Source organism: Streptomyces sp. NPDC001933 (genome assembly GCF_042890955.1).
Classification (GTDB): Bacteria; Actinomycetota; Actinomycetes; order Streptomycetales; family Streptomycetaceae; genus Streptomyces.
The window spans coordinates 326,124-351,724 of sequence record NZ_JBIASS010000009.1; the positions used below are offsets into that span (position 1 = coordinate 326,124).

A 25,601-nucleotide genomic window follows, 5' to 3' on the forward strand; every position below is an offset into this window, starting at 1 on the left:
CCTCATGCGCTCTTCGTCTCCATTGCCATGCGGATCAGCTCCTGGACGTCCATGGCCTTGATCTCGTCGCTGCGGTCGGTGCGGTCACCGTCCACGCGGTCGTCACCGGCCTGCTGCCCGGCGACCGGGACGCCGTCCTCGTCGTCCGCCCCGGCGGCCGTCTCCGGCAGCAGTTCGTGGCGGATGCGCTCGGCGAGCGTCTCGGGCGACGGCTCGTCGAAGACGATCGTCGATTCGAGGTCCAGCCCGGTCGCCTCGTTGAGGCGGTTGCGCAGTTCGATGCCCATCACGGAGTCGAATCCGAGGTCTCGGAAGGCCCGGTCCGGTTCGATCGCGTGGGCGGACGCGTAGCCGAGCACCTGCGCGGCCTCGGCCCGCACCAACTCCTGAAGGATCCGCCGCTGTTCGTCGGCGGGTGCGGAGACCAGTCGTGCGTGCAGGGCCGCGGAGGCTTCCTGGGACCTTTCCGGAGCCTGGTCGGTGTCCGCCGCGGTCCGGCCGCCGGGCCGCGGGTCGTACAGCTCGCTCAGCAGCCGGCTGGCGCGCAGGGCGGTGAACGAGGGGGCGAACTTCTCCCAGGCCACATCGGCCACGGTGACGCATGCCTCGCCCAGGGCGAGTGCCCGGTCCATGGCCGCGATGGCGGTGTCCGGATCCATCAGGGTCAGGCCCCGGCGCTCCAGCTGTTCCACGGCCTCGCCCTGGGCGAGACCACCCCCGGCCCAGGGGCCCCAGGCGAGGGAGGTGGCGGCCAGGCCACGGGCGCGGCGTTCCTCGGCGAGGCCGTCCAGGTAGGCATTGGCCGCGGCGTAGCCGCCCTGCCAGCCGCTGCCCCAGGTGGCCGAGATGGAGGAGAAGAGGACGAACGCGTCCAGGTCGGCGTCCGCGAAGACGGCATCGAGGTTGGCCGCGCCGGTCACCTTGGCGTCCAGTACGCCGGCCAGCTCCTCAGGGGTGATGGCGGCAAGGGCGGTGGCCTGTCCGACTCCCGCGGTGTGGACCACGGAGCGGACCGGTGTGCCTTCGGCCTCCAGCGAGCGGGCCAGTTCGGTGAGTGCGGTCCGGTCGGTCGCGTCGCAGGCGACGACCGTGGCACGGGCGCCCAACTCCTCTATCTGTGCGCGCAGTTCGGCGGCACCGGGGGCATCCGTGCCGCGGCGGCTGGTGAGGACGACGCGGTCGGCGCCACCGGCGGCGGCCCAGCGGGCCACCCTGGCGCCGAGTCCGCCGGTACCGCCGGTGATGAGTACGGTGCCGCGTACGGTCCAGCCGGCGTCCGGCCCGGTCCGGCCGCGCACGACGCGGCGTACGAAGGTCCCTTCGGCGCGGATCGCGGCCTGGTCCTCGCCGTCGGAGCCTGCGAGGAGGGCGGCGGCCCGGTCCCAGGCCGTGGTGTCGAGGGTCTCGGGCAGGTCGATCAGACCGCCCCAGCTCTTCGGGTGCTCCAGGGCGACCACCCGGCCCAGGCCCCAGACCTGGGTCTGGGCGGGGCTGCGCAGCGGGTCGGCCGGCCCCGTGGAGACGGCGCCCCGGGTGAGGGCCCACAGCGGCGCCTGGACACCCGCCTCGCCGAGCCTCTGAACGAGGGCGAGCGTTCCGGCCAGGCCGGAGGCCACGCCCCGGACGAGGGCCGTGTCGTCGTGGGCCGTGCCATCGGGGGCCGTGTCGTGGAGAGTCGTGCCGTCGAGTCCCAGCAGGGAGAGGACGCCGACGGCGTCGGTGTACGCGGAGAGGTCCGCGGCGCCGGGCTCCAGCCGGACCACCTCGGCGCCGGCCGACTTCAGGCCCTGTTCCGCCCACTCGGCGAGCTCGTCGGTGGCGAGCGACGCGGGGACGGCCAGCAGCCAGCGGCCGGAGAGCGCGGTGCCGGAGGCGGGAGTGGGGGCGGGTGCGGCGAAGGGGTGCCAGGTCGCCTCGTAACGCCAGTTGTCCACGATGTCCTGCCGGCGCCGTCGTTGGCGCCAGGTGGACAGGGCGGGCAGGGCGTCCTTGAGCGGTACGTCACCGGTCAGGCCGATTCCGGCCAGGAGGGCCGAGAGGTCGCCCGAGTCGATGGCTTCCCACAGCGCCGTGTCGACCGCGTGCTCGGCGGGTGCGGCGGCGGCCGGGGCGGGGAGCACCGGCTGCTCGGGGGCCTGCGGCCAGTATCGCCGGCGGTCGAAGGCGTACGTGGGCAGGTCCACGCGCCGGGCACCGGTTCCGGCGTAGAAGCGGCTCCAGTCCAGGGGCGCCCCGTGCACATGGGCGGCGGCGATCGCGCCGAGGACACTGCGTGGCTCGTCCAGCGCCTTGCGCAGCGCGGGGATCAGCGTCTTCTTGCGGGGGTCGACGAGGCAGTCCTGGCCGATCGCGGCGAGCGCGCCGCCGGGGCCGAGTTCCAGGTAGGTGGTGACGCCCTGGGTTTCGAGGTGGCGGATGCCGTCGAGGAAGCGGACGGCCTGGCGGACGTGGTCCACCCAGTAGCCGGCGCTCAGCAGCTCCTCACCCGCGAGCTCACCGGTCAGGTTGGAGACGATCGGGATCTGCGGAGCGTGGAAGGTCAGGTTCTCCGCGACCACCCTGAACTCGGCGAGCATGGGTTCCATGCGCGGCGAGTGGAAGGCGTGGCTGACGCGGAGGCGCTTCGTCTTCGCGAAACCGGACGCGATCGCGAGTACGGCGTCCTCGCCGCCCGAAATGACCACGGCCTTCGGGCCGTTGATCGCGGCGATCGAGACATCATCGGTGAGGAGCGGCAGGATCTCCGCCTCGGTTGCCTGTATGGCGACCATGGCTCCGCCGGTGGGCAGTGCCTGCATCAGACGGCCCCGGGCGGCAACAAGCGCTGCAGCGTCCTCCAGGGACCAGACACCCGCGACGTGCGCGGCGGCCAGCTCACCGATCGAGTGGCCGAGCAGGTAATCGGGCGTGATGCCCCAGTGCTCCAGCATCCGGAAGAGGGAGACCTCGACCGCGAACAGGCCGGCCTGGGTGTAGACGGTCTGGTCGATCAGCTCCGAGCTACCGAACACGACGTCCTTGACCGGCTGGTCGAGATGCCGGTCGAGTTCGGCACAGACCGCGTCGAAGGCATCCGCGAACACCGGGTACGCCTCGTACAACTCACGCCCCATCCCGGCCCGCTGCGAACCCTGACCCGAGAACAGGAACGCCGAACGGCCGGTGGCCGCCTGGCCCTTCACCACACCCGCGGCCGTCGCTCCGGCGGCCAGGACCTCCAGGCCGCGCAGGAGTTCGGCGCGGTCGGCCGCCACCACGGCGGCCCGGCGCTCCAGTTGGGCCCGGTGCGTGACCAGCGAGTAGCCGATGTCGACGAGCGAGGAGCCGCCGTCCTCACGGATACGGGCGAGGAGCCGCTCGGCCTGGCCGGCCAGGGCCTGGTCCGACCTGGCCGACAGCACCAGCGGAACCAGCGGCGGCAGCGTCAGGGGCGTCGGGCCCGCATCGGCGGACGGCTCCTGCTCGGCGGCCTGCTCCTGCTCGGCCGGTGCCTGCGCGAGGATCACGTGCGCGTTGGTGCCGCTGATGCCGAAGGAGGAGACGGCGGAACGGCGCGGACGATCGCCCGTCTCCGGCCAGTCCCGGTTGCCGGTGAGCAGCTCGACCGCGCCGGCCTCCCAGTCCACCTGGGTGGAGGGCCGGTCGACGTGCAGGGTCTTCGGGAGTACGCCGTGGCGCATGGCCAGGACCATCTTGATGACGCCCGCGACACCCGCCGCGGCCTGGGTGTGGCCGATGTTCGACTTGATCGAGCCGAGCAGCAGGGGCTGTCCGCCCTCGGTGCGCTCACGGCCGTACGTGGCGAGCAGGGCCTGCGCCTCGATGGGGTCGCCCAGTGTCGTCCCCGTACCGTGTGCCTCGACCGCGTCGACCTCGCTGCCGGACAGGCCGGCGTTGGCGAGGGCCTGGCGGATGACGCGCTGCTGGGAGGGGCCGTTGGGTGCGGTCAGGCCGTTGGAGGCACCGTCCTGGTTGACGGCGGAGCCGGCCACGACGGCGAGGACCTGGTGGCCGTTGCGGCGGGCGGTGGAGAGCCGTTCGACGAGCAGGACGCCGACGCCCTCGCCCCAGCCGGTGCCGTCGGCGGAGTCCGCGAAGGCCTTCACCCGTCCGTCGGCGGCGAGTACGCCCTGCTGGCTGAACTCCAGGAACACGCCCGGGGTGGACATGACGGTGACGCCGCCCGCGACGGCGAGTTCGCATTCGCCGGTCCGCAGCGCCTGGACGGCCCAGTGGAGCGCGACGAGCGAGGAGGAACAGGCGGTGTCGACGGAGACCGCGGGGCCCTCGAAGCCGAGGGTGTAGGCGATGCGTCCGGAGAGCACGCTCGCGGAGCTGCCGGTGGCCACGTAGCCCTGGACGCCCTCGGTGGAGCCGATCAGCAGGTTGGCGTAGTCCTGGCCGTTGGTGCCGACGAACACGCCGGTGCGGCTGCCCTTGAGCGAGGTCGGGTCGATGCCGGCCCGTTCGAAGGCGTCCCAGGCGGTCTCCAGCAGGAGCCGTTGCTGGGGGTCCATGGCGAGGGCCTCGCGCGGCGAGATCCCGAAGAAGGCGGGGTCGAACTCGCTGATGGCGTCGATGAATCCGCCTTCGCGGACGTGCGAGGCACCGGGCTTGTTCGGGTCGGCGTCGTAGTACTGCTCCAGGCTCCAGCCGCGGTCGCCCGGGAGCGGCGAGATCGCGTCGGTGCCCGCGGCGAGCAGCTCCCACAGTTGCTCGGGCGAGCTGACTCCGGCCGGGAAGCGGCAGCCCATGCCCACGATCACCACGGGATCATCGGCATCGGCCGGGAGGGCCGGGGCCGCGACGGCCCCGGCGGCCGAGGTGCTCGCCGTGGGGGCCAGCTCCGTGTGCAGGAAGGCGGCCAGATCGTTGGGGGTCGGGTAGTCGAAGACCAGGGTGGCGGGCAGGCGGAGCCCGGTGGTGGCGGCGAGCAGGTTGCGGAGCTCGACGGCGGTCAGGGAGTCGAAGCCGAGCTCCCGGAACGCCTTGCCGGGCTGCACGTTGTCGTCGGACTTGTGGCCGAGCACCGCGGCGGCCTGGCCGCGCACCAGGTCCAGCAGCATCCGGGTGCCGTCGGCGGGCGAGAGTTCGGCCAGCCGGGCGGCGAGGACTCCGGTGCTGCCGGTGTCGGCGGAGGCGGCGGAGGCGGTCTGGGCGGTGAACGTGGCGGCGGCCCGGCGTACGTCGTCGATGTCGCCGATGAGCGCGGCCCGGCCGGTGGCCAGCCGGCCCGGCGCGAGCACGGCCCAGTCGACGTCGGCGATGGCGGCACACGCACCGCCGGCCGCGACGGACTTGGCCATGACGGCAACCGCGACCTCGGGATCCATGGCGGGCATGCCGCCGCGCTCCATGCGCTGGGCGATGAGCGGGTCTGTGGCGAGGCCACCGCCGCCCCAGGCGCCCCAGGCGATGGAGGTGGCCGGGAGGCCTAGGGAGACGCGGTGGTGGGCCAGGGCGTCGAGCAGCGCGTTGGCGGAGGCGTAGTTGGCCTGGCCCGCGTTGCCGAACGTCCCGGCCAGCGAGGAGAACAGGACGAACGCGTCGAGGTCGAGATCCTGGGTCAGCTCGTGCAGATGGGCCGCGGCGGTCGCCTTGGCGTCGAGGACCTGCGCGAAGCGTTCGGGGCTCATCGAGGGCAGCACGCCGTCGTCGAGCACGCCCGCCGTGTGGACGACGGCGGTCAGCGGGTACTCGACGGGGACCTGCGCGAGTACGGAGGCCAGCGCGTCGCGGTCGGCGACATCGCAGGTCGCGACGGTGACCGAGGCGCCCAACTCAGTGAGTTCGTCGCGCAGTTCGGGTGCGCCGGGGGCTTCGAGGCCGCGCCGGCTGGTCAGTACGAGACGCTGGGCGCCGTTGCGGGCCAGCCAGCGGGCGACGTGCCCGCCGAGGGCGCCGGTTCCGCCGGTGATCAGGACGGTGCCGCGCGGCGACCACTCGTCCGCCTCGGCGGCGAGCGGTGCGCGGGTCAGGCGGCGGGCCAGCACGCCTGCGGTGCGTACGGCGAACTCGTCCTCGGTGCCGTCGCTTCCGGCGAGGAGCCCCACCAGCCGGTCCGCGGCACGCTCGTCCACGACGACGGGCAGGTCGACCAGACCGCCCCAGGTGGCGGGCTGCTCGATGGCCACGACCTGGCCGAGCCCCCAGACGGCGGCGCGGGCGGGGTCGAGCAGGGTGTCCGCGCCGTTGACGGCCACCGCACCGTGGGTGGCGCACCACAGGGGGGCGTCGACTCCGGCGTCGTTCAGCGCCTGGACGAGGGTGAGCTCGGCGGCCAGCCCGGCGGGAACGGCCGGGTGGTCACCGTGTGTGCCGTCGGCCAGGGAGAGCAGGGAAAGCACACCGGACAGGTTCCAGTCGCCCGCGAGCAGTCCGGCGAGCTCCTCGCGGTCGGGAGCGTCGCCGGAGACGGTGATACGAGCGGTCCGGGCACCGTGCCTGGCCAGGCCCTCGGCGACGGTCTCGACGAGCAGGGTGTCGTCGGCGGAGAGGTTTGCGGGTACGGCGAGCAGCCAGCGGCCCGTCAGGGTGGCTTCGAGTGCGCTCGGGAGGGGCTTCCAGGTGACCCGGTAGTGCCAGGAGTCGGAGGCCGAGCGCTCACGGCGGTGGCGGCGCCAGGCGGCCAGGACGGGCAGCACGATTTCGAGCGAGGCCGCGGTGGGCTCGTCGACACGACCGAGGGTCTCGGCGAGCGCGTCCAGGTCCTGGTGCTCGATGGCCTCCCAGAAGGCGGCATCGTCCGGGTCGATGGCCTCGACCAGTGTCGCGGCGGGCGATTCCGGCCAGTAGTGGGCGCGTTGGAAGGCATAGGTGGGGAGGGTGGTGCCGGTGGCGCCGGTGCCGGCGAAGACGGCCGTCCAGTCGACGGTCGTGCCGTGGACGTGGGCCTCGGTGAGCGAGGCCAGGAACCGGTCGAGTCCACCCTCGTCGCGACGGAGCGTACCGAGGGTCACGGCGTCGGCTTCGGCATCCTCGATGGTGCCCTGGAGACCGAGCGAGAGGACGGGATGGGGGCTGACCTCGATGAAGACGGTGTGGCCGTCGGTGAGGGCGGTGCGGGTGGCCTGCTCGAACTCGACCGTCTCGCGGAGGTTGTTGTACCAGTAGCCCGCGCCCATCTCCGTACCATTGAGCAGTCCGCCCGTGAGGGAGGAGTACAGGGCCACATCGCCTGCGCTCGGTGCGATGCCCGCGAGCAGCTTCGCCAGCTCCGCCTCGATCTCTTCCACGTGGGCGGAGTGGGAGGCGTAGTCCACGTCCACCTTGCGGGCGCGGATCTCGTTCGCCCGGCAGTCGGTGACCAGCTCGTCCAGAGCCTCCGGATCACCCGAAACCACCACGGACGAAGGCCCGTTGACGGCGGCGATGGAGATCCGGCCGTCCCACGCCGCGATCTTCTCCCGCACCCAGGCCGCGGGCTGGGCCACCGACACCATGCCGCCACGGCCCGCGAGCGCGATGATCGCCCGGCTGCGCAGGGCGACGACCTTCGCCGCATCACCCAGCGACAGGATGCCCGCGACCGCCGCAGCGGCGATCTCGCCCTGCGAGTGACCGACGACCGCCGCCGGCTCGACACCGTACGACCGCCACACCTCGGCGAGGGAGACCATGACGGCCCACAGGACAGGCTGGACGACATCGACGCGGTCGAGGCCGGGCGCGCCCTCCGCGCCGCGTACGACGTCGAGCAGCGACCACTCCACGTACGGCTCCAGCGCGGCAGCGCACTCCGCCATCCGCGCCGCGAACACCGGCGAGGACTCCAGCAGCCCCACCGCCATCCCTGCCCACTGCGCCCCCTGACCCGGGAACACGAACACCGGACGCACCTCCGCGTCCGCCGCAGCCCCCCGCACCACACCAGGAGCCGGACCACCCGCAGCAATCGCCTCCAGCGCGGCAGCGAACTCCCCACGCTCACCGGCCACCACACCGGCCCGATACTCAAAACGAGACCGGGTCAACGCCAACGAATACCCCAGATCAACCACCGAAGGCCCGGCATCATCACGAACCCGCGCCAGCAAACGCCCCGCCTGATCCGCCAGAGCCTGCGGCGACTTCGCCGACAACACCCACGGAACCGCCGACAGCCCCACCCCCACCGGACCCGCAGCATCCGAAGCCTCAGGGACCTCGGGGGCCTGCTCCAGGATCACGTGGGCGTTCGTGCCGCTGACGCCGAACGCCGAGACGCCGGCCCGGCGCGGGGCGCCGGTCTCAGGCCAGTCGCGGCGTTCGTCCAGGAGCCGTACGTCGCCCTCGGACCAGTCCACGTGGGTTGACGGCTTGTCGATGTGCAGGGTCTGCGGCAGGACGCCGTGCTGCAGGGCCAGGACCATCTTCATGACTCCGGCGACACCGGCGGCGGCCTGCGTGTGGCCGATGTTCGACTTCAGCGAGCCGAGCCACAGCGGGCGGTCCTCGGGCCGGTCCTGGCCGTAGGTGGCCAGCAGGGCCTGGGCCTCGATGGGGTCGCCCAGCGTCGTGCCGGTGCCGTGGGCCTCGACGACGTCGACCTGGTCGGCGGAGACCTTCGCGTTGTCGAGGGCCTTGAGGATGACGCGCTTCTGCGACGGCCCGTTGGGGGCGGTGAGGCCGTTGGAGGCGCCGTCCTGGTTCACCGCGGAGCCGCGTACGACGGCGAGGACCTGGTGGCCGTTGCGCTGGGCGTCGGAGAGCCGCTCCACGAGGAGCATGCCGACGCCCTCGGAGAAGCCGGTGCCGTCGGCGGCGTCCGCGAAGGCCTTGCAGCGGCCGTTCGTGGCGAGGCCGCGCTGGCGGCTGAAGTCGATGAACATGCCCGGGGTCGCCATGAGGGTCACGCCGCCGGCCAGGGCCATGGAGCATTCGCCGTTGCGCAGTGCCTGGGCGGCCAGGTGCAGGGCGACCAGCGACGACGAGCAGGCCGTGTCGACGGTCACCGCAGGACCTTCCAGGCCCATCGTGTACGAGATGCGGCCCGAGACGACGGCCGCCGCGCTGCCGGTGCCGAGGTAGCCCTCCAGGCCGGCCTGGTTGCCGACGAGGAGGAGCGGGTAGTCCTGGCCGTTCGTTCCGGCGAACACGCCGACCTGGCTGCCCCGTACGGTCTCGGGGTCGATGCCCGCGTGCTCGAAGGCCTCCCAGGAGGTCTCCAGGAGGAGCCGCTGCTGCGGGTCCATCGCGAGGGCCTCGCGGGGCGAGATCCCGAAGAACCCCGGATCGAACTCTGCGACTCCGTCGAGGAATCCTCCGTCGGCGACGTAGGAGGTTCCCGTCTGGTCGGAGTCGGTGTCGATGATCGATCCGAGGTCCCATCCCCGGTCGGTCGGGAAGGGCGCCATGGCGTCGGTGCCGTCGAACACGAGCCGCCACAGGTCCGCGGGGGTGCGTACACCTCCGGGGAACCGGCAGCTCATGCCGACGATCGCGATCGGCTCCGTGTCACGGGCCTCCCGCTCGCGCAGGCGCTCCTGCGCCGCGTCGAGATCGGTGCTGACCCGCTTGAGGAAGTAGCGGAGCTTCTCTTCGTTCGCCACCCTGACGTCCTTTCCTTGGCGTGACCTTGCCGCGCTGGGCAGCGGTTACGAAATGCCGAACTTCTTGCCGAGCAGCTGGAACATCTCGTCGTCCGAGGCGGAGTCGATCTCCGCCGCTGCCGAGGCCGGCACGTCCCCGCGCGGTTCCTCCTGCCAGCTGGCGACGAGCGCCTGCATGCGCAGGAGGACACGGGTACGGCCGACGTTGTCGGCACCGACTGTCGCCATCGCGGCCTCGATCCGGTCGAGTTCCTCAAGGGCGGCGGTCGCCGCGGCCTCACCGTCCTGGAGTAGCTGTTCGCGCATGAACGCGGCCAGAGTCTTGGACGTGGGGTAGTCGAATGCCGTGGTGACCGGCAGTTTCAGACCGGTGCGCAAGGACAGCCTGTTGCGCAGTTCCACGGCGGTGACGGAGTCGAATCCCATCTCGCGGAACGCCTTCTTGACCGGCACGGCCTCGTTTCCGGAGAATCCGAGGACCGCGGACACGCACTCGCGGATCAGCTCGACGAGGGCGTTCTCCTGCTCCTGCTCGGTCAGGCCGGCCAGGCGCTGGACGAGTTCGGAGGGCTCGGCGCCGCTGCCCGCCTCGGCCATGGCGCGGGCGATGTCCCGGACCTCGGGGACGTCCTCCAGCAGGGGGCTGCTGCGGATCGCGGTGAACGCGGTGTAGAAGCGTTCCCAGTCGATGTCGGCGATGAGCAGGCTGCTCTCGTTCTGCTCCACCGCCTGCTGGAGGGCGCCGGTGGCGAGGTCGGGCTGCATCTCGCGCAGGCCGTGGCGGTTGAGCGTGTCGCCGAAGTCGCCGTCGGCCATGCCGCCGCCGCCCCAGGCGCCCCAGGCGACGGAGGTGGCGGGCAGCCCCTGGCCGCGCCGGTGCAGGGCGAGTGCGTCGAGCACGGCGTTGCCGGGGGCGTAGTTGCCCTGGCCGGGGGTTCCGACGGTGCCGCCGAAGGAGGAGAACAGGACGAACGCCTTGAGGTCCAGGTCCCTGGTCAGCTCGTGGAGGTTGAGCGCCGCTCGGGCCTTGGCGTGCAGAGCCCGGTCGATCTGGTCCAGGCTCAGCGAGTCGATGACGCTGTCGTCGAGGACCGCGGCAGTGTGCACGACCGCGGTGAGCGGCTGGTGTGCGGGCAGGGAGCCGAGCAGGGCGGCCAGGGCGTCGCGGTCGCCGGTGTCGCAGGCGGCGATGGTCACCTGGGCGCCGAGGTCCGTGAGTTCGGCGTACAGGGCGTCGGCGCCGGGGGCGTCGGTGCCTCGGCGGCTGACGAGCAGCAGGTGCTCGGCGCCGCTGCCGGCCAGCCAGCGGGCGACCTGGCCGCCGAGGGCTCCGGTGCCGCCGGTGATCAGTACGGTGCCCTGGGTGCGCCAGGAGCTGTCGCCGGTGGCCGCCTTGAGGGGGAGGCGGCGCAGCCGGCGGACGAAGGTGCCGGCCGGGCGGACGGCGAGCTGGTCCTCCGGGCCCGAGTCGCCCAGGGCCCCGGCGAAGAGCGCGGTGGTGCGCTCGTCGAAGGTGGCCGGCAGGTCGATCAGGCCGCCCCAGCGGTCTGGGTGTTCGAGTGCGGCGACGCGGCCCAGGCCCCAGACGGCGGCCTGGTACGGGGCGTCGAGCGGGTCGGCGATGTTGACCGAGACGGCGCCTCGGGTGGCGGTCCACAGCGGGGCGCGTACCCCTGCCCGGCCCAGTGCCTGGAGCAGGGTGACGGAGGCGGCGTAGCCGCGCGGGACGGCTGGGCCGTCGGGGTGCGGGGTGCCGTCGAGGGCCAGCAGGGACAGGACGCCGGTGGGGGGCGAGAGGTGTTCCGGCGCGAGGGCCGCTTCGATGCGGTCGGCAAGCAGCTCGGGGTCGGTGGTCGCGGTCCCGTCGACGGTGAGGACGACCGGTTCGGCACCCTGGGCCGTGAGGGCGTTCAGGACGTCGGCGGTGTACGGGTCGTCGGCGAGGCTCGCGGGCAGGGGGACCAGCCAGGTGCCGGCGAGGCGGCCGGCCGAGGGCTGGGAGTGGACGCGCCAGGAGACCTCGTAGCGCCAGTCGTCCGTGGCGGACTTGTCGCGCAGCCGCTTCCGCCAGGAGGACAGCAGCGGAACCATCGTGCCGAGGGTCTGCTCGGCGTCGTCGCCGTCCACCCGGAGCGTCTCGGCGAGGCCCTGGAGGTCGGCCCGTTCGACGGCTTCCCAGAAGGCGCTGTCGGTGGCGTCGGCCTCGTTCGTGGCGGCTGCCGCGAGCAGCGGGGCGATCTCGTCGGCGATCCAGTAGCGGGTGCCCTGGAAGGCGTAGGTGGGCAGGGCCACGCGGCGGGCGCCGGTGTTCGCGAAGACCGCCTCCCAGTCGACGGCCGCGCCGTGGACGTGGGCCTCGGCGAGCGAGGTCAGGAACCGGTCGAGTCCGCCCTCGTCGCGGCGGAGCGTGCCGAGGGTCGCCGCTTCGGCGTCCGCGTCGTCGATGGTTCCCTGGAGGCCGATCGCGAGGACGGAGTGGGGGCTGACCTCGATGAAGACGGAGTGTCCGTCGGCCAGGGCGGCGCGGGTGGCCTGCTCGAACTCGACCGTCTCGCGCAGGTTGTTGTACCAGTACCCGGCACCCATCTCCGTACCGTCGAGCAGTCCGCCCGTGAGGGAGGAGTACAGGGTCGTGCCGCCGGTCTGCGGGGCGATGCCCGCGAGCAGCTTCGCCAGCTCGGCCTCGATCTCCTCGACGTGGGCGGAGTGGGAGGCGTAGTCCACGTCCACCTTGCGGGCGCGGATCTTGTCGGTACGGCAGTCGGCCAGCAGCTCGTCCAGGGCCTCGGGGTCGCCGGAAACGACCACGGAGGAAGGCCCGTTGACGGCGGCGATGGAGATACGGCCGTCCCAGGCCGTGATCTTCTCCCGCACCCATGCGGCGGGCTGGGCCACCGACACCATGCCGCCACGGCCCGCGAGCGCGATGATCGCCCGGCTGCGCAGCGCCACCACCTTCGCCGCATCACCCAGCGACAGGATGCCCGCGACCGCCGCAGCGGCGATCTCACCCTGGGAGTGACCGATGACGGCCGCCGGCTCGACACCGTACGACCGCCACACCTCCGCCAGGGACACCATCACGGCCCACAGCACCGGCTGGACCACATCCACCCGGTCGAAGCCGGGCGCGCCCGAGACGCCACGCACCACGTCCAGCAGCGACCAGTCGACGTGCGGCTCCAGCGCGGCGGCGCACTCGGCCATCCGTGCCGCGAACACCGGCGAGGACTCCAGCAGCCCCACCGCCATGCCCGCCCACTGCGCACCCTGACCCGGGAAGACGAACACAGGCTTTGTGGCGCGTGCGGCGGATCCGGTGGCCACGTCGGAGCCGGGTTCGCCCGCGGCGACGGTCTCCAGCGCGTTGACGAACTCCTCCCGCGTACCGGCCACGATCGCGGCCCGGTGCTCGAAGCGGGACCGGGTCAGGGCGAGGGAGTAGCCGATGTCCGTGGCGTACGTCTCCGTGTCCTCGTCCTCGCGGATCTGCGCCAGCAGGTTCGCCGCCTGGTCGCGCAGTGCCGTGTGGGACTTGGCGGACAGGATCCAGGGGACGGCCGGGAGGCGGCCGGGCGGGGTCTGGACCGGGTCGGCCGCCTGCTCGGGGGCCGGCGGGGCCTGCTCGATGATGACGTGGGAGTTGGTGCCGCTGACCCCGAACGAGGAGACACCGGCGCGGCGCGGGGCACCGGTCTCGGGCCACGGGGTGGGCTCGGAGACGAGGGCGAGCTCGCCCGCGTTCCAGTCGACGTGCTCCGAGGGCGTGTCGATGTGGAGCGTGGGCGGCAGCACGCCGTGGCGCATCGCCATGACGGTCTTGATCAGCCCGGCGGCGCCCGCGGCGGCCTGGGTGTGGCCGATGTTCGACTTGACCGAGCCGAGCATCAGGGGCCGGCCCTCGGGGCGGCTCCTGCCGTACGCGGCGAGCAGCGCCTGTGCCTCGATCGGGTCACCCAGCGTCGTACCCGTGCCGTGTGCCTCGACGAGGTCGATCTGGGCGGGCGAGAGGCCCGCGTCGTCGAGGGCGGCGCGGATGACGCGGGCCTGGGCGGGGCCGTTGGGGGCGGTGAGGCCGTTGGAGGCGCCGTCCTGGTTGATGCCGGAGCCCCGGATGACGGCCAGCACCTGGCGTCCGGCGGCCTGGGCGTCGGAGAGCCGCTCGACGAGGAACATGCCGATGCCCTCGCCCCAGCCGGTGCCGTCGGCCTCGGCGGAGAACGCCTTGCAGCGGCCGCTGGTGGACAGGCCGCGCTGGCGGCTGAACTCGGTGAACGCCCCGGCATTGGCCATGATCGTCACACCGCCGACGAGGGCCATGGAGCACTCGTTCTTCCGCAGCGACTGGGCGGCCATGTGCAGGGCGACCAGCGAGGACGAGCAGGCGGTGTCGACGGTGACGGCGGGGCCGTTGAGTCCGAAGGTGTACGCGACCCGGCCCGAGGCCACGCTGATGGTGGTGCCGATGCCCAGGTAGAGCTCGGTGCCCTCCGGCGGGTTCTCGATGGAGGCGCCGTAGCCCTGGAAGCTGGTGCCGATGAACACACCGGTCTTGGTGGAGCGGAGCGACGCCATGTCGATCCCGGCCCGCTCGACGACCTCCCAGGCGGTCTCCAGGACGATGCGCTGCTGCGGGTCCATCGCGAGGGCCTCGCGGGGCGAGATCCCGAAGAACTCGGCGTCGAACTTGGGGACGTCGTAGACGAATCCGCCTTCGAGCGAATACGACTGGTCGGGCTCGTTGGGGTCCTTGAAGAAGAGGCCCTCGAAGTCCCAGCCACGGTCCTCGGGGAAGGCGGACAGGGCGTCGGTGCCCGAGTGGACGACCTGCCACAGGTCCTCGGGGGAACGGACGTTGCCCGGGAAGCGGCAGCTCATCGCCGTGATGGCGATGGGCTCGTGCTCCTTGGCCTCTGCGGCCTGGAGCTTGCCGCGGGTCTCCTGGAGGTCCGCCGTAACCCGCTTGAGGAAGTAGCGAAGCTTCTGCTCGTCGGTCTTCGATTCGTCAGTCATGGTGGGGTCGCTCCTCGAAGCGGATCTGGGTCGGTGAGGTCCGGCGGTGTCGGCGGAGGCTGCGGCAGCGGCAGTGGCGAAGACTGCGGCTGCGGCTGCGGCTGGTCATGAGATGCCGAACTCCCGGCCGAGGAGGTCGAAGATCTCGTCGTCGCTGGCCTCGTCGAGACCGCCCGCGGTGTCCTCGCCCGCGGTGGTGTGCGCGGGGGCCCACTGGGCGAGCAGGCCCTTGAGCCGGTCGGTGATCTGGGTACGGGCGTCCTCGTCCCTGATGCCCGCCAGGACTGCCGCGAGCCGGTCGACCTCGGCGAGGACGGGGGTGGCGGCGTTGCCGGCGGCATCGGGGACGACCTCGCCACGCACGTAGGCGGCGAGTTCCACGGGGGTCGGGTAGTCGAAGACGAGCGTGGCGGGCAGCCGCAGCCCGGTCACGGTGTTGAGCCGGTTGCGCAGGTCGATGGCGATGAGGGAGTCGAAGCCGAGCTTCTTGAACGCCCCCTGCGGGTCGATGGCGTCCGGTGTGGCGTGGCCGAGCACGGCGGCGGCGTGGGTGCGGATCAGGTCGAGGACGACCCGGTCTCGCTCCTCCTCCGAGAGGCCCGCCAGCCGCTGCGCGAGCGGGACGACGGGGGCGCCGCCCGTGTCGCCCGCCCGCTTGACCTGGGCCCGGACGAGCTTGCGCATGATCGGTGGGAGACCGCCGGAGGCGGCGCGGGCCCGCAGGGCCGCGAAGTCCAGCCGGATGGGCAGGACCAGCGCGCCGGTCTGCGCGGTGGCCCGGTCGAAGAGGTCGAGGCCCTGCTCGTTGCTGAGGCCGGTGACACCGGCGCCGCTCATACGGCGTACGTCGGCGTCGCCGAGGTGCCCGGTCATGCTGCTGGCCTGGGCCCAGAAGCCCCAGGCGAGCGCGGTGGCGGGCAGGCCGTGGGCGCGGCGGTGCTGGGCGAGCGCGTCGAGGAAGGCGTTGCCCGCCGCGTAGTTGCCCTGTCCGGAGCTGCCGAGGGTTCCGGCGGCGGAGGAGAAGAGCACGAACGCGGCGAGGTTCCTGTCCCCGGTGAGCTCGTGGAGGTGGACGGCCGCGTCGATCTTGGGCCGCTGCACGGCGGCCAGCCGCTCGGGGGTGAGGGAGGTGATGACACCGTCGTCGAGGGTGCCCGCCGTGTGGACGACCGCGGTCAGCGGGTGTGCGGCAGGGATCGAGTCGAGTACGTGGGCGAGCGCGTCGCGGTCCGCGACGTCGCAGGCCACGGCCGTCGCCTCGGCGCCCAGGCCGGCCAGCTCCGACACGAGTTCGGCAGCGCCGGGGGCGTCGCCGCCGCGCCGGCTGAGCAGCAGGAGCCGTCGTACGCCCTTCTCGGCCGCCAGGTGGCGGGCGATGTGGCCGCCGAGGACTCCGTTGCCGCCGGTGATCAGTACGGTGCCCTCGGGGTCGAGGGCGAGGGCGGCGTCCTCGTCGGGGGCCGGGGCACGGTCCAGGCGCGGGGCGAGCACATTGCCGTGGCGCAGGGCGAGTTGGGTCTCGGCGAGGGACAGCGCGTCGGGCAGCGCGGTCCAGGAGGCGTCGCCGCCATCGGTGTCGACGAGGGTGAAGCGGTCCGGGTGCTCGGACTGGGCGGACCTGACCAGACCCCACACGGGGGCGGCGGCCAGATCGGTGACGTCCTCGCCGGGCACCGTGGCCAGGGCCCCGGTGGTGGCGAGGACGAGCCGGGTGTCCGCGAGGCGTTCGTCGCCGATCCACTGCTGGAGCAGTTCGAGGGCGCCGAGTCCGGTGGCGTGTGCCGCCTCGGCGAGCGAGGCGGCGGCGGCGGAGCGAATGTCGGCGACCACGAAGTCCGGCACCGGGGTACCGGCGTCCACGGCGTCGACGAGCGCGGCCAGGCCGGTGTACTCGCCGGGGCGGCTGCCCGCGACGGTGAACGGTGCCGGGCCGGTGCCGAGGAAGGCCCAGGTGCCGGCCGGTGCGGGCACGGTGGCCGGTACGGGGGTCCAGTCGAGGGTGAACAGGGCGTCGTTGCCGCTGTCCTGGCCAGCGGCCTTGAGCTGCTCGGGCTCGACGGGCCGCATGGCGAGCTCGCCGATGGTGATGACCGGAGCCCCGGTGGCGTCGGCGATCTGGAAGCCGATGCCGTTGGCGCCGACGGGCAGCAGCCGGGCCCGCAGCACCGAGGCGCCGGTGGCGTGCACGGTCACCCCGCGCCAGGCGAAGGGCAGCCGCGGCTTGCCCGCGTCCTCGCCCTGGCCGGTGCCGGGCTTGAAGTCGCCGACGCCCATGGACTGGAGGGCGGCGTCGAGGAGGCCGGGGTGCAGGCCGTAGTCGGCGGCCTCGGCGCGGCCGTCCTGCGGGAGGGCGAGGTCGGCGTAGATGTCCTCGCCGAGCTGCCAGGCGCGGACGATGCCCTGGAACATCGGGCCGTAGTCGAAGCCGGTCAGGAGCGCCTGCTCGTAGAAGCCCTCCATCGGCAGTTCGGTGGCACCGGCGGGCGGCCAGGCCGCGAAGTCGTACGCGGGTGCGGCACCGGCCTCGGCGGTGGCCAGTACGCCGGTGGCGTGCCGGAGCCAGGGCGTCTCGAATCCGGTGTCGGCGGCCGCTTCGGCGGGCCGGGAGTGGACGGTGAGGCTGCGGCGGCCGGTCTCGTCCGGGGCGCCGACGGTGACCTGGAGCTGGCGGGCGCCGCCCTCGGGCAGCACCAGCGGTGCCTCGATGGTGAGTTCCTCGACGGTGTCGCACCCGGTCCGGTGGGCGGCGTGGGTCGCCATCTCGACGAATCCGGTGCCCGGCACGATGACCGTGCCCATCACGACGTGCTCGGCCATCCACGGGTGGCTCCCGGTGGAGAAGCGGCCCGTGAACACGTACCCGTCGGAGTCGGCGAGCGGAACGGCGGCGCCGAGCATGGGGTGCTCGGTGACGCCGAGACCGACGGAGGCGAGGTCCCCGGCACCGTCGCCCGGCATGGGCAGCCAGTACCGCTCGTGCTGGAAGGCGTAGGTGGGGAGGGCGACGCGGGTGGCGCCGGTCCCGAAGACGGTCGTCCAGTCGACGTCGACACCGTGGCAGTGCGCCTCGGAGAGGGACGTCAGCAGCCGCTGCGCCTCGTCCTCGTCACGACGCAGCGTGCCGAGGGTCGCGGCGTCGGTCTCGGTGTCCTCGATGGTGCCCTGGAGGCCGATCGTGAGGACGGGGTGGGGGCTGACCTCGATGAAGACCGTGTGACCGTCCGCGAGGGCGGTACGGGTCGCCTGCTCGAACTCCACGGTCTCGCGGAGGTTGTTGTACCAGTACCCGGCACCCATCTCCGTACCGTCGAGCAGTCCGCCCGTGAGCGACGAATACAGGGCAGTGTCACCGGACAGCGGAGCGATCCCGGCCAGGAGCCGGGCCAACTCGGCCTCGATCTCCTCCACATGGGCGGAGTGCGAGGCGTAGTCCACGTCGATCTTGCGGGCGCGGACGTCATCGGCCTGGCAGTCGGTGACCAGCTCCCTCAGAGCCTCCGGATCACCCGAAACCACCACGGACGAAGGCCCGTTGACGGCGGCGATGGAGATCCGGCCGTCCCAGGCCGCGATCTTCTCCCGCACCCAGGCGGCAGGCTGGGCGACGGAGACCATGCCGCCACGGCCCGCGAGCGCGATGATCGCCCGGCTGCGCAGGGCGACGACCTTCGCCGCATCACCCAGCGACAGGATGCCCGCGACGGCGGCCGCCGCGATCTCGCCCTGGGAGTGACCGATGACCGCCGCCGGACGGACCCCGAACGACCGCCACACCTCGGCGAGCGACACCATCACGGCCCACAGCACGGGCTGGACCACATCCACCCGGTCGAGCCCCGGCGCGCCGTCGACGCCACGCACGACGTCCAGCAGCGACCACTCCACGTACGGCTCCAACGCCGCCGCACACTCCGCCATCCGCGCCGCGAACACCGGCGAGGACTCCAACAGCCCCACCGCCATCCCGAACCACTGCGCACCCTGCCCCGGGAACACGAACACCGGACGGGCCGACGGCCGGGTCCGGGCGGAGACCGTGCCCGGTGCGGCCAGCTCGGCCGCGAAGGATTCCAGGCCGCGCAGCAGTTCGGCGCGGTCGCGCGTCACGAGGGCGGCCCGGTGGTCGAAGTGGGCGCGGGTGGCGGCCAGCGACCAGGCGATGTCCGCGAGGGCGGGCTCGGGGTGGTCGGTGAGGTGCTGGAGCAGGCTCTCCGCCTGGGCCCGGAGGGCCTGTTCGCTCTTCGCGGAGAGGACGAACGGGGTGGCGGGGGTGTTGAGCAGCGGGCCCTCGGCGAGGTCGGGGGTGTCGTCGCCGGCCGGCTCGGGCTCGGGCGCCTGCTCCAGGATGATGTGGGCGTTGGTGCCCGAGACACCGAAGGAGGACACGGCGCCTCGGCGCGGCTGCCCGGTCTCCGGCCAGTCCTGCTCCGTGGTGAGGAGCTCGACGGCGCCGGCGGTCCAGTCGACGTGCGTGGACGGCTCGTCGATGTGGAGGCTCTTGGGCAGGATCCCGTTCCGGATCGCCATGACCATCTTGATGATGCCGGAGACTCCGGCGGCGGCCTGGGTGTGGCCGATGTTCGACTTGACGGAGCCGAGGCGCAGCGCGCGGCCTTCGGTGCGGTCCTGGCCGTAGGTGGCCAGCAGGGCCTGTGCCTCGATCGGGTCGCCCAGCTTGGTGCCGGTGCCGTGGGCCTCGACGGCGTCGACATCGGCGGTGGTCAGGCGGGCGTTGGCGAGGGCCTGGCGGATGACGCGCTGCTGGGAGGGGCCGTTGGGTGCGGTGATGCCGTTGGAGGCGCCGTCCTGGTTGATGGCGGAGCCGCGGACGACGGCGAGGACTTCGTGTCCGTTGCGGCGGGCGTCGGAGAGCCGTTCGACGAGGAGGACGCCGACGCCTTCGGACCAGCCGGTGCCGTCGGCCGTCTCGGAGAAGGCCTTGCAGCGGCCGTCGGAGGCGAAGCCGCCCTGTCCGCTGAGGCCGGCGAATGCGGCCGGGGTGGCCATCACCATCACGCCGCCGGCGAGGGCCATGGAGCATTCGCCCTGGCGCAGTGCCTGGGTGGCGAGGTGCAGGGCGACGAGGGAGGAGGAGCAGGCGGTGTCGACGGTGACGGCGGGGCCTTCGAAGCCGAAGGCGTACGAGACGCGGCCGGAGACGACGCTGGCGGTGGTGCCGGTGAGGAGGTAGCCCTCGTTGCCCTCGGAGGCGTTGAGCAGCGCGGAGTAGTCCTGGCCGCTGGAGCCGGCGAAGACGCCGACGCTGGTGCCCTTGACGGTGGCCGGGTCGATTCCGGCCCGTTCGAAGGCCTCCCAGGAGGTTTCCAGGAGCAGTCGCTGCTGCGGGTCCATGGTGGTGGCCTCGCGCGGCGAGATGCCGAAGAAGGCCGGGTCGAAGCCCGCCGGGTCGGCGACGAAGCCGCCGCGCAGTTCGAAGGGGCCGCCGTCCGGGCCGGTCTCGACGCCGGGCAGGCCGTTGATCCTCCAGCCGCGGTCGGACGGTACGGGGCCCATGGCGTCGACACCGTCGCGGACCAGCTGCCACAGGTCCTCGGGCGAGCGGACGTCGCCGGGCAGGCGGCAGCTCATGCCGATGATGGCGATCGGGTCGTCGTCCCCTGCGGTGGCGGCGGCGAACTCGGCGACGGCGGCTGGGCTGCCGAGGAGTTCGGCGCAGAGGTGGTCGGCGAGGACGGCCGGGGTCGGGTAGTCGAAGACCAGGGTGGCGGGCAGCCGCAGTTCGGTGGCCAGGCTCAGCCGGTTGCGCATCTCGACGGCGGTGAGCGAGTCGAAGCCGAGGTCGCTGAAGGCCCGCTGGGCCTGGATGTCGTTCGCGGAGCGGTAGCCGAGCACGGCGGCCGCGGCGTCGCGTACGACGTCCAGGACGAAGGCCGTACGGTCCGGCTCGGGCAGTTCGACGAGCTGCCGGACGAGCGAGGAGACCACGGTGGTGCCGGCGGTGGCGGCGGACGGGCGGGCGGTGGCCCTGATCAGGCCGCGCAGGATCGGCGGCACCGTCTCGGGGCTCTCGGCCCGCGACGGCAGGTTGATGTGCGCGGGGATGACCATCGCTTCGGGGCGGGCGGTCGCCGCGTCGAAGAGGGCGAGGCCGTCCTCGGAGGCGATGGCGGTGACGCCGGAGCTGTTGATGCGCTGGAGGTGGGACTCGTCGAGGTTGGCGGCGAGTCCGCTGCGTTCGGCCCACAGGCCCCAGGCGAGGGAGACGGCGGGCAGTCCGCGCTGCCGGCGCCACTGGGCGAGCTGGTCGAGGAAGAGGTTGGCGGCGGCGTAGTTGCCCTGGCCGGGGCCGCCGAAGGTGGCGGCGAGGGAGGAGAACAGCACGAAGGACGTGAGGTTCAGGTCCTGGGTGAGTTCGTGCAGGTGGACGGCGGCGTCGGCCTTGGGGGTGAGGACGCCGTCGACGCGCTCGGGTGTCAGGGCGGTGAGGATGCCGTCGTCGGACAGGCCGGCGGCGTGCAGGACGGCCGTGAGCGGATGCGCGGCCGGTACGGTGCCGAGGGCCCGCGCCAGGCTGTCGCGGTCCCCGGCGTCGCAGGCGGCGAAGGTGACGTCGGCGCCCAGCTCCTCCAGTCGGGCGGTCAGCTCGGCGGCGCCCGGCGCGTCGGCACCGCGGCGGCTGAGCAGCAGCAGGTGGCGGGCGTCGTGGGTGCGTACGAGGTGCTCGGCGAGGAGGGTGCCGATGGCGCCGGTGGCACCGGTGATCAGGACGGTGCCCTCGGGGTCGAGCAGCGGGCGGGGGGCGTCCGGGCCATCGGCGCGGGGGGCGCGGGCGAGGCGGGGGGCGTACAACTCACCCTCGCGGACGGCGAGTTGGGGCTCACCGGCGGCGAGGGCCTGGGGCAGTGCCCGGCGCGAGGGCTGGGTCCCGTCGAGGTCGACGAGGACGAAGCGTCCCGGGTTCTCGTTCTGCGCGGAGCGGATCAGGCCCCAGGCGGCGGACTGGGCGAGGTCGTCGAGGTCCTCGTCGTCGGTGGCGGCGACGGCCCCTCGGGTCACGAGGACCAGCCGGGACTGTTCGAACCGCTCGTCGGCCAGGAGTGCCTGGGCGAGTTCCAGTGCGCGGTGCGCGGCGGCGTGGGCGCCGGTGGCGAGTGGGGTGCCGGGGCGGGTGTGCAGCGGCGCGACGATGGTGCCGGGCAGCGGCATCCCCTCGTCGACGGCCGTGGCGAGGGCATCGAGGCTGTCGAAGCGGGCGCCGGCGGGGAGCTTGAGGGTGTTGTCGCCGAGCAGCACCCAGTCGTCGGTGTCGTGGGCGGCGGTGGCGGGCACCCCGGTCCAGTCGACGCGGAACAGGGACTGGTTGCCGCTGCTGCCCCGGCCGTTGCCGAGCTGTTCGGCGGAGACGGGCCGGAACATGAGTTCCCCGACGGTGGCGACGGGTGCGCCGGTCTCGTCGGCGAGGCGGACGGTGACGCCGTCGCTGCCCGCGGTGCGGGCGAGCCGGACGCGTACCGAGGAGGCACCGGCGGCGTGCAGGGTGACGCCGTTCCAGGAGAACGGCAGCCTGCCGCGGCCCGCGCCCATGCCGCCGTCGAAGTCGTTGAGGGCGTTGAGGTGCATGGCCATGTCGAGCAGGGCCGGGTGCAGGCCGAAGGAGCGGGCCTCGGCGGCGATGTCCTCGGGGAGGCGGACCTCGGCGAAGAGTTCCTCGCCGCGGCGCCAGGCGGCGTGCAGGCCCTGGAAGGCGTGGCCGTAGTCGTAGCTCTGCGCGGAGAGGTTCTCGTAGAAGCCGTCGAGCGGCAGGGCGGTGGCACCGGGCGGCGGCCAGGCGGTGAGGTCGCCGTCGGCCGTCCCGTCGGGGCCGGTCGGGGCGAGGGTGCCGCTGGCGTGGCGGGTCCACGGCTCGTCGCTGTCGGCGGTGGCCGGGCGGGAGTGCATGGTCACGGTGCGCAGGCCCTGGTCGTCGGCGGGGCCGACGGAGACCTGGAGGGCCACGCCGCCCTGCTCGGGCAGGACGAGGGGGGCTTCCAGGTTGAGTTCGCGGACCTGGCCGCAGCCGACCTCGTCGCCCGCGGTGATCGCGAGCTCGACGAAGGCGGTGCCGGGCAGCAGCGTCGTACCGAGGACGACGTGGTCGGCGAGCCACGGGTGGGTCTGCGGGGAGAGGCAGCCGGTGAAGAGCATGCCGTCGCCGTCGGCGAGGCTGACGGCGGCGCCGAGCAGCGGGTGGCCGGCGGAGCGCTGGCCGATGGCGGAGATGTCGCCGGTCCAGCCGGTGGGCAGCTTGGGCCAGTAGCGCTCGTGCTGGAAGGCGTACGTGGGCAGGGTGACGGTGCGGGCGCCGCTGCCGGCGTAGAAGGCGGACCAGTCGACGTGGGCGCCGCGTACGTGGAGTTCGGCGACGGCGCCGGTCAGCGCTTCGGTCTCCGGGCGGTCCTTGCGCAGGGCTGGTACGAAGGCGGCGGTGGCGGTCTCGACGGTGTCGCTGCCGAGGGCGGCGAGGGTGCCGCCGGCGCCGAGTTCGAGGTAGGTGGTGACGCCGAGGCCGTCGAGGGTGCGCAGCCCGTCGGCGAAGCGGACGGCCTCGCGGACGTGCCGGACCCAGTACTCCGGGGTGCGCAGTTCGTCGGCGGGGACGACGTCGCCGGTGAGGTTGGAGACGATCGGCAGCCTCGGTTCGTCGAACGTGAGGGTTCCGGCGACCTTGGCGAAGTCGTCGAGCATGCCGTCCATGTGCGGGGAGTGGAAGGCGTGGCTGACGCGGAGTCGCTTGGTCTTCCCGAAGCGGGCGGCGACGGCGAGCACGGCGTCCTCGTCGCCGGAGACGACGACGGAGTCGGGGCCGTTGACGGAGGCGAGGGAGACGCGACCGGTGCGCTCGGTGCGGTCGGTGCGGTCGGTGCGGTCGGTGAGGAACGGCAGGATGTCGGCCTCGGTGGCCTGGATGGCGACCATCGCGCCGCCGGCGGGGAGGGCCTGCATGAGGCGGCCCCGGGCGGCGACGAGGGCGGCGGCGTCCTCCAGGGACCAGAGACCGGCCACGTGGGCGGCGGCCAGTTCGCCGATGGAGTGGCCGAGCAGGTAGTCGGGCGCGATGCCCCAGTGCTCGACCAGCCGGAACAGCGCGACTTCGAGGGCGAAGAGGCCGGCCTGGGTGTACACGGTCTGGTCCAGCAGCTCGGAGCCGCCGAAGACGATGTCCTTGACGGGCTCGTCGAGGTGCTTGTCGAGTTCGGCGCAGACGGCGTCGAAGGCGTCGGCGAACACCGGCTGGGCCGCGTACAGTTCGCGGCCCATGGCGGCGCGCTGCGAGCCCTGGCCGGAGAACAGGAAGGCCAGTTGGCCGTTTTCCAGGGCGGTGCCGGTGAGTACGCCGGGGGCGGCGGTGCCGTCGGCGACGGAGCGCAGCCCGGCGATGAGTTCCTCGCGGTCCTTGCCGAGTACGGCGACGCGGTGGTCGAGGGCGGAGCGGGTGACGGCGGTCGACCAGCCGATGTCCAGCGCCCCGGCGGCGGGGTCGGCGGCGAGCCGGTCGAGGAGCCGGGCGGCCTGGGCGGCCACGGCCGCCTCGGTGCGGCCGGAGAGCAGCCAGGCGAGGCCGGTGGGGGCCGTGGTGGCGGGCGCTTCACCTGAGCCGGGCGTCTGCTCCGTAGCCGGCGCCTCCTCGACGGCGGGCGCTTCCTCGATGATGGTGTGGGCGTTGGTGCCGCTGATGCCGAACGAGGAGACGCCGAAGCGGCGCGGCTCGTCCGTCCCGGGCCACTCCCGGGCCTCGGTGAGCAGTTCGACGTTGCCCGCGGTCCAGTCGACGTGCGAGGAGGGCTCGTCCACGTGCAGGGTGCGCGGCAGGACCCCGTGGCGCAGGGCCATGACCATCTTGATGATGCCGGCGACACCGGCGGCGGCCTGGGTGTGGCCGAGGTTGGACTTCAGCGAGCCGAGCCAGAGCGGCCGGTCCTCCGGTCGGTCCTGGCCGTACGTGTTGATCAGCGCCTGGGCCTCGATCGGGTCGCCCAGCTTCGTGCCGGTGCCGTGCGCCTCGACGGCGTCGACCTGTGCGGCGGACAGCCCGGCGCCTGCCAGGGCCTGGCGGATGACGCGCTGCTGCGACGGACCGTTCGGGGCGGTCAGGCCGTTGGAGGCGCCGTCCTGGTTGACGGCGGAGCCACGGATGACGGCGAGGACCTCGTGGCCGTTGCGGCGGGCGTCGGACAGCCGCTCCAGCAGGACCAGGCCGACGCCCTCGGACCAGCCGGTGCCGTCGGCGGAATCGGCGAACGCCTTGCAGCGGCCGTCGGAGGCGAGTCCGCGCTGGCGGCTGAACTCGATGAACATGCCGGGCGCGGACATGACCGTCACACCACCGGCGACGGCGAGGGTGCACTCGCGCTGGCGCAGCGACTGGGCCGCCAGGTGGATGGAGACGAGCGCCGAGGAGCAGGCGGTGTCGACCGAGACCGCCGGGCCTTCGAGTCCGAAGGTGTAGGCGATGCGGCCGGAGACCACGCTGCCGGAGGTGCCGGTGAGGTAGTAGCCCTCGATGCCCTCGGTGAACTGGAGCATCGTGGAGTAGTCCTCGCCGGACGCACCGGCGAACACACCGACCTGGCGGCCGCGCATCGAGGACGGGGCCATGCCCGCGCGCTCGAACAGTTCCCAGGTGCTCTCCAGCAGGAGCCGCTGCTGCGGGTCCATCGCCAGCGCCTCACGCGGGCTGATGTCGAACAGCGCCGGGTCGAAGTCACCGACCCCGCCGAGGAAGCCGCCTGAACTCGCGTACGACGAACCGCGCTTGTCGGGGTCCGCGTCGTACAGCTTCTCCAGGTCCCAGCCCCGGTCCTCGGGGAACGCGGATATCGCGTCCTTCCCCTCGGACACCAGCTGCCACAGATCCTCCGGCGATCCCACTCCCCCGGGGAACCGGCAGCTCATCGAAACGATGGCGACCGGCTCGTGCTCACCCGCCTCCAGCTCGCGCACGCGCTGCCGGGTCTGGTGGAGATCGGCGGTCATCCGCTTCAGGTAATCAAGGACCTTCTTGTCATCCGCCATGGCCCGCCAACCCCTCCAAGAATTCCGCACACTCGACGAACACGC

At 73.1% G+C, this 25,601-nt stretch carries 3 protein-coding genes and 1 pseudogene; all 4 read right to left on the reverse strand.

The window, feature by feature from the left end:
- Nucleotides 1–2: 2 nt before the first annotated feature.
- The 4 genes and pseudogenes from ACFYY7_RS23680 to ACFYY7_RS23695 all read right to left on the reverse strand — a co-directional run bounded on the left by ACFYY7_RS23680 (nt 3) and on the right by ACFYY7_RS23695 (nt 25,556).
- Nucleotides 3–9,458 carry a type I polyketide synthase gene (locus ACFYY7_RS23680; RefSeq protein WP_388664231.1) on the reverse strand — a complete coding sequence of 3,152 codons (9,456 nt, stop codon included), beginning with the start codon at nt 9,456–9,458 and terminating at the stop codon, nt 3–5.
- Between the two features lie 21 nt (nt 9,459–9,479).
- Nucleotides 9,480–9,530: pseudogene (locus ACFYY7_RS23685) on the reverse strand (hypothetical protein); the annotation flags it as partial.
- 45 nt (nt 9,531–9,575) lie between these two features.
- Entirely contained in the window at nt 9,576–14,543 is a 4,968-nt protein-coding gene (locus ACFYY7_RS23690; protein ID WP_388664193.1) for a type I polyketide synthase, read from the reverse strand.
- A 105-nt stretch (nt 14,544–14,648) separates the two neighbouring features.
- On the reverse strand, nt 14,649–25,556 hold the full coding sequence (locus ACFYY7_RS23695) for an SDR family NAD(P)-dependent oxidoreductase (protein ID WP_388664195.1): 10,908 nt from the start codon (nt 25,554–25,556) through the stop codon (nt 14,649–14,651).
- Nucleotides 25,557–25,601 lie beyond the last annotated feature (45 nt).